The organism is Mesorhizobium sp. M1295 (assembly GCF_040318135.1).
In the GTDB taxonomy this organism is placed as follows: Bacteria; Pseudomonadota; Alphaproteobacteria; order Rhizobiales; family Rhizobiaceae; genus Mesorhizobium.
Map to the genome: position 1 here is coordinate 1 of NZ_JAMYLU010000056.1, position 6,470 is coordinate 6,470.

The 6,470-nt window shown below is 57.7% G+C and carries 7 protein-coding genes and 2 pseudogenes; 8 read left to right on the forward strand and 1 reads right to left on the reverse strand.

Annotated features, from left to right (window positions below; translation table 11 throughout):
• Positions 1-523 precede the first annotated feature (523 nt).
• From NKH29_RS32170 to NKH29_RS32195, 6 genes and pseudogenes are all read left to right on the forward strand, one after another.
• A complete protein-coding gene (locus tag NKH29_RS32170) occupies positions 524-925 on the forward strand; it encodes a transcriptional repressor (RefSeq protein WP_353001388.1) in 402 nt (133 codons plus the stop codon).
• A gap of 88 nt (positions 926-1,013) precedes the next feature.
• Positions 1,014-1,172 (forward strand): annotated as a pseudogene (locus NKH29_RS32175) (peroxiredoxin); the annotation flags it as partial.
• Positions 1,173-1,532: 360 nt separating this feature from the next.
• On the forward strand, positions 1,533-2,474 hold the full coding sequence (locus NKH29_RS32180) for a thiamine pyrophosphate-dependent dehydrogenase E1 component subunit alpha (RefSeq protein ID WP_353001384.1): 942 nt from the start codon (positions 1,533-1,535) through the stop codon (positions 2,472-2,474).
• A 5-nt stretch (positions 2,475-2,479) separates the two neighbouring features.
• Positions 2,480-3,481 (forward strand): alpha-ketoacid dehydrogenase subunit beta, encoded by a 1,002-nt coding sequence (locus tag NKH29_RS32185; protein ID WP_353001389.1) that lies wholly within the window; start codon positions 2,480-2,482, stop codon positions 3,479-3,481.
• Between the two features lie 416 nt (positions 3,482-3,897).
• Positions 3,898-4,083: a 2-oxo acid dehydrogenase subunit E2 gene (locus NKH29_RS32190; RefSeq protein WP_353001385.1), complete on the forward strand. Its 186-nt coding sequence runs from the start codon at positions 3,898-3,900 to the stop codon at positions 4,081-4,083.
• A 152-nt stretch (positions 4,084-4,235) separates the two neighbouring features.
• On the forward strand, positions 4,236-5,012 hold the full coding sequence (locus NKH29_RS32195; RefSeq protein ID WP_353001386.1) for an aldo/keto reductase: 777 nt from the start codon (positions 4,236-4,238) through the stop codon (positions 5,010-5,012).
• Positions 5,013-5,385: 373 nt separating this feature from the next.
• On the opposite strand, the gene NKH29_RS32795 is transcribed toward NKH29_RS32195, so the two are convergent.
• Positions 5,386-5,532 carry a hypothetical protein gene (locus NKH29_RS32795; RefSeq protein WP_502911333.1) on the reverse strand — a complete coding sequence of 49 codons (147 nt, stop codon included), beginning with the start codon at positions 5,530-5,532 and terminating at the stop codon, positions 5,386-5,388.
• Here NKH29_RS32795 and NKH29_RS32200 point away from each other — a divergent pair.
• Positions 5,473-5,912: pseudogene (locus NKH29_RS32200) on the forward strand (IS6 family transposase); the annotation flags it as partial. The gene NKH29_RS32795 and the pseudogene NKH29_RS32200 overlap by 60 nt on opposite strands.
• 305 nt (positions 5,913-6,217) lie before the next feature.
• The coding region (locus tag NKH29_RS32205; RefSeq protein WP_353001387.1) for an IS66 family transposase at positions 6,218-6,470 on the forward strand (253 nt) is incomplete at its 3' end.

A 6,470-nucleotide genomic window follows, 5' to 3' on the forward strand; every position in this document is an offset into this window, starting at 1 on the left:
CGGTGGTTGTTGTACGTCGGGGCAGTTTTGCTCATCCGCTCCGCCTAACGCCAATCCATTAAGCCGAAATCAATGTGACAGTACCTCGCCATGCATCAAGGCGGCTAAGAGCAGACCCACCTCAAAGCGAGGACAAGGGTAGGTTACGCCGCTTGTCCGTAGCGCCGGCCCGGCCCCCCTCCATTTGTTGGGGCCCGACATTCCTGTCCAGCTTCGGACAAAAGAAGTTTTGCGGATTTTTTGGGGCGACGACGTCGTGGCTGCAGAAGTAATGAGATTGCCCAGCCCCCAGTCAAATGGTACGGCGCTTGCTTCCGACTTTCTAGGCCCAGAGAAAGCACGTAGAAGACTCGGAACAAAGCCATTGCTGACACGAAGCTCCATACAAGCGCCTGAGGAGACCGCGCGCATTCCCGCTGAACATCGGGACATCGTCCACTCCAGAGGTCCGTGCTGGGTAGCTGGGTTGCGCATGGCTGGTCGGAGGCCTACGCGCCAACGCGTGGCGCTCGCCGAATTGCTGATGACCGGCCGCCATCCGCATGTGAGTGCGAAAGGACGCCATCATAGGGCTACCCAAGCCAAGCTCGGCGTCTCATTCGCAACCCTTTACAAAGCGCTGAACCAGCTTCGCGAGCCGGGGCTTTTGCGCATTATCACAGCTGACCCATCCCACGCCTATTTCGGCACGGACACTTCCGATCACCATCACCCTTTGCCTCGAGGACGAGAAGCGGATCATCAACGTCCGTTCCGGCGCCATCAGCGTGGAAGGCCGGCTCGATCCGTCCGAAGGCACCCTGATCACCCATACCGACGTGGTCGTTCGGGTGGCCGAAGGCGAGGGGCCAAGATCTCCTTTACAACCGGATGTCAAAGAGGAGGGAGCCGCGGACTCATCTTATGCCTTGGCATGCTGATTTAGTTCGGCTTGCGTCAGTCCCAAGCGAGAAGCAATGCGTCAGTTTTCTTTCAAGGAGCAATAGCGGTGACCGTGAAAAAAGAACGTTCCCTTGGGCACCTTTCGCACGCGTGTGCGCGATGAATCGATCGAGGGGCCAAACCCTTGCCGCTGGGAGAAAAAGACATCCCACGATCATTTCAGCGGCAAGCGAGTCATTCTGTTCTCGCCGCCCAACGCCTTCACCCCGACCTGCACGACCTACCAGGTTTCTCCGACAATTGCGATACCGACCCCTACGGCACTCGTCGCTGCAAAACGTTCTTGAATCGTTCAAGGCCGTTAAAGCTGAGGCCGCATGACTTCAGAGCAGGCAATTTTCTCAATTACATCACTACGGCCAAGTGCGCGGCCTGATAGTTTATCGGCACGCTCTTCGTTCCGGATTTTGAGAGAACCAAGAAGTGGATGATTTATACCCGATGAATTTACAGGACCTGCGCTCTGCCATCCCCAGCGGCATCTTTTACTTGGATATTGGAGCAACGTTTGGATCATGCAGTTGAACGGAGATGAGAGACTAGAGGCTTATCGGCGTATGCTTCGCATTCGCCGATTCGAAGAAGAGGGTATGCGCCAGACGAAAGCTGGCAAAATCCCTGGTTGGTTCCACGCGAGCGTGGGTCAGGAAGCGGCTGTTGTAGGGGCATGTCTCGCCCTGCGGGGCGATGACGCCATGACCGGAACGCATCGTTCGCATGGCCATCCAATCGGCAAGGGTGCGCATCTGGACGTGCTCATGGCCGAGCTGATGGGAAAGGAGGGCGGCATTTGCAAGGGGCGTGGGGGCTCGATGCACTTTGCAGACAAGTCGGTCGGTATTATCAGCGAATCGGGTATCGTCGGAGGGGGCATTCCCCTTGCCACGGGGTGCGCGTTCAGCGCCATGGTGCGGGGTGTGGATCAGGTTACGTTATGCTTCTTCGGTGATGGAGCGGTGAACCAGGGTACGTTCCACGAGAGCCTCAATATGGCGTCGCTGTGGAAGCTTCCCGTCATCTATCTTTGCGAGAACAACGGCTATGCAATCTCCACCTCGGTGGCACAAAGCCACGGGCAGCCGGACATCGCGCTGCGGGCTGCGGGCTACGGCATGCCAGCGATAAGGGTTGATGGGCAGGACGTCAGCGCCGTCTATGAAGCTGCGGCGCAGGCTGTCGCGCGAGCGCGCGCGGGCGAAGGGCCTACTCTTATAGTAGCTAACACCTATCGGTTCGATGAGCACAATTTCGGCTTGGTGATTCCGAGGCAGCCTTATCGGCCGATTGAGGAAGTCGAGGCTCACAAACGCGACCGCGATCCGATTTTGCTCTATCGCGCTGTGCTCCTCGAAGAAGGCGTAAACGAAAGGACTCTAGGAGTGATCGAGCACGAAGTCGCTGAAGCCGTCAAGCAGGCTGTAGAATTTGCTTTGGCCAGCCCCATGCCTCGGCTCGAAACTTTGCCCAACTACATGTTCAACTCGCCCCTTGCGGACAGTCACAGCTTCGTGGATGGGCTGGAGAGGAATTGATCGACATGCAAACTCATGCCCAGAAACTAGCCGCAGCGCCCGGCACCCATGTTCGGATAACCTATCTTGAGGCCATCATGGAGGCGCAGATAGAGGAAATGAATCGTGATGAGCGCGTCATCCTGATGGGAGAGGACATCGCGGTCTTCGGCGGAGACAGACTTATTCAGCGGTTCGGCAAGAACCGAATTTGGAACATGCCGATTTCAGAAAACAGTTTTACCGGCCTAGCAATCGGGGCTGCCATCAACGGATTGCGACCGGTTGTTGACCTCTCAACTGCCAGCTTCGTCTATCTGGCCTCGGATCAGATCATTAACCAGGCGTCGAAATTGCGATATATGACTGGAGGTCAGATCAACATTCCGATCGTGGTTAGTTGCTATATGTACTCAGTGGGGTCCATAGCGGCGCAGCATGCCGACCGGCCTTATCCGGTTTTTATGAATGTGCCGGGCCTCAAGATCATTTGCCCGACCAGCGCCGCCGATATCAAGGGGCTCATGAAATCGGCCATTCGCGACGGCGATCCTGTACTCGTCTTCCAAGACACCCGCCTTTGGCCGCTCAAAGGCGATGTGTCCACAGACCCGGAGCAGGTAATACCGATTGGCAAAGCGGACGTAAAGCGCGAGGGAAAAGACGTAACCCTTATCGCTATTGCCGGCGCCATACGGCCGACAATGGAGGCCGCAGACGCGCTCGCCGAGGAGGGCATTTCGGTCGAAGTGATTGACCCACGTACGTTGAAGCCGCTCGACCATGAGGCGTTCAAAACATCGGTCGCGAAGACCGGAAGGCTAGTAATTGTTGAGAACGCGCACCCCGTCTGTAACGTCGGAAGTGAAATTGCAGCCGTGATGGCGGAAGAAGCTTTCGAACTGTTGAAGCGACCGATCCTACGCCTGAGCGCTCCGGACATTCACGTGCCCTTCAGTCCGGCCCTCGAGAAGAACTTCTACCCCACGAAGGAGCACATTATGGCTGCCATACGGCGGCTGCTCTAAACCGCATAACGTTACGATAGAAGGCTAAGCAAAAGTGACAACCGACATTGTTCTGCCGTCGAGTGGAATGGGTATCGAGGAAGCTACGATAGTTCGCTGGCTAAAAGGCATTGGAGACAAGGTCATTGAGGGCAAAATAATTTCGAAGTCGAGACAGCCAAGGCAACTGTGGAAATCGAAGAGCCGGCGAAACCGCAGACATTTCCGTAGTAATCGCTGTTGAACGGCCTCGCAACTCCAGTAGTACGCAGAACCTGGGGCAAAGTCAGTGATAGAAATATCAGCGGAAGTAAAGGATTTTGTCGAGCGAGCAGGTCGCAACGCGCTCAGGCTTAGTGAGATATCCGGGCTCGTTCAGCATATCTAATCTTGGCGGCTATGGATTGAACAGTTCGACGCCGTCATAAACCCACCGCATGTGCCATTCTGGCGGTTGGAAGCGCGACCCGCGAGTGGTTTCAGATCGTCTCGGCAGAACGAGGGTCGCAACAATGTTGACCTGCACGCTCTCAGTTGACCATCGCGCGATCGATGGAGCCGAAGCGAGCAAATTCCTGCAGCGCTTACGGCACGTCATTTCAGATCCAGGCGGATTGGGGTGAGCTTGAGCCGCTCCAATTCCATTCAGCCGCGCTCGGCTGGTTTTTGCTTTGGAGAAGAGCGCGCCAAGCTCCGGCGGGGGAAGGAAGTGAGGTCTTATGCATAACGTCATGGTGAACGGCGCGGCAATCCCGGTAATCGGGCTGGGACCTGGATGCTCAAGGGCGAAATGTGCTCGGAGTTGGTTGCGCACGCGCTGTCGCTTGGCTACCGCCATCTCGATACCGGATCGACCTACGACAACGAGAGCGAGGTGGGCGAGGGACTGCGATTTTCCGGCGTGCCGCGCGACGACGTCTTCGTCACAACCAAAGTCTGGTTGACCGATATCGCTCCGGGAGACCTGGAGCGATCGGCCGAGGAGAGCCTGAAGCGCCTTGAGCTCGACACCCTCGACCTGCTCCTCATCCATTGGCCAAATCCCGCCATTCCGCTGGCTGGATCCATCAAGGCGCTAAACGCGGTTCGTAGCTCCGGCATGGCGCGCCATATTGGTGTGTCGGACTTCCCAAGCGTGATGCTTGCGGAGGCGGTGCACCTGTCGGATGCGCCGCTTGTGGCCAACCAGGTCGAGTATCATCCTTTTCTTGACCAGACCAAGGTCCATGCCGCTTGCCGCGCGGCCAACATGGCGGTGGTTGCGTATGCTCCGCTCGGTCGCGGTGAGGCGTTGTTCAAGCAACCAGCGATCGGGGACGCCGCCAGACGGCACGGTAAAAGTTCGGCGCAGATCGTGCTTCGGTGGCACGTCCAGCAGGAAGGTGGGGTCGCCATTCCGCGCAGCGAGCGCAAGGAGAGGCTGGCGGAAAATATCGACGTCTTCGATTTCGAGCTTTCCGGTGACGAGATGGTAGCGATCTCGCGGCTCCGGTCGCGCAACCTGCGTATCTACGATCGCGATTACTCGCCGCAATGGGATGAGCCTGCTTAGTGGCCCGCGTCAAAGCTCCGGAGCGGGACCAAACCAGCGAGGCAGGTCTCTGGTCTCAAGGGAAGATCGGAACAGCTGCAATTCCCCCCGCTTTCGTGCGAGTCTGTTTGCAAGCGTGCCAGCATCATTGGTGCGCTACGTGTTGGGCCCGTTCCGACGTTCCTCTCATGACTCGTCGATGAAGATTGCCTATTCTTCTGCGGCTCCGTCAACCGAGATTACCTCCTCGTGATGCGTTCCCGCAATACAGTGATCTTGTCCGAGCCGAGAGGCCTATGATCGACACTTTCTCGTTTGCGAGAACGGTGGCGCGTGAGCCAACTGTGTATCTACACGGTGCCGGCTTCACCCCTTTAACGGCTCGGTCGTGTGATCACGCATTGGCTTCATCGAAGCGCTGGGATTGAAGCGGTACTGTCACGTTGATTTCGGCTTGATGGATTGGCGTTGGGCGGAGCGGATGAGCAAAACTGCCGCGACGTACAAGAACCACCGTTTCCCAATCGAGATCGTCGCCCATGCCGTTTGGCTCTACCACCACCGGTTCGGACTGAGCCTGCATGAGGTCGAGGAAATGTTGCTCGCGCGCGGCATCGTGGTCTCCTACGAGACAATCCGTCGGTGGGGTAAGATGCACGGCTCCGACTATGCGCGCCGGATTCGCAGGAAGCCACCGTCGACGACGATATCTGGCACCTCGATGAGGTGGTTGTCCGTATCAATGGTCACAGATGCTGGCTGTGGCGCGCCGTCGATCATGGATACGTTCTCGACGAGATTATCCAGACGCGTCGCGACACCAAGGCCGCCAAGCGATTGTTGATCCGGCTCTTGAAGAAGCAAGGTTGCCGGCCCTGGCGCATCGTCACTGATAAGCTGCGCTCATACTCAGCCGCCCGTTCCCGACCGTTCAACCAGATCCGCAGCTCAGATCCAGAATCACCGCCTACGCGCGATGGCCGAGTGGAAGGCTATCGCCGCTCAAATTGCTTGATTATCTTGCCCTGTTCTCCGCTTGCCCGCTCGCCAAACAATGTGACAGCACCCGCCGGCGATGTTCGCGGCCTTGTTCGAAGGGCTGGATTGGAGACTGGTTCGCCCCGAGGGGGCACGGCGTCCGCAGCTTGCCGGATGAGTGTGTGGCACAGTGACTCAGGCGTTGTCTCCGATGGCGTTATCGGTGTTCATGTGCTTGATTTTAGCGCATGAATCTGACGGTTCTCCAGGAAGAGAACGAGCGTTTGAAGGCGCTCCTGGCCCAGACGCAAGCGGCCCTGGCCGAGCACCAGGCTGCCTTGGCTGAGGCCGAAGAGGCGCGCCGCCGGCTAGAGAGCATCGTCAGCCAACTCAACCACGAGAAGTTCGGTGCCAAATCCGAGAAGCTGCATCCGGATCAATACCACCTGCCGCTCGAAGACGTGGAGATCGCGCAGGGTGTGCTCGACGCTGCGCAGGAAA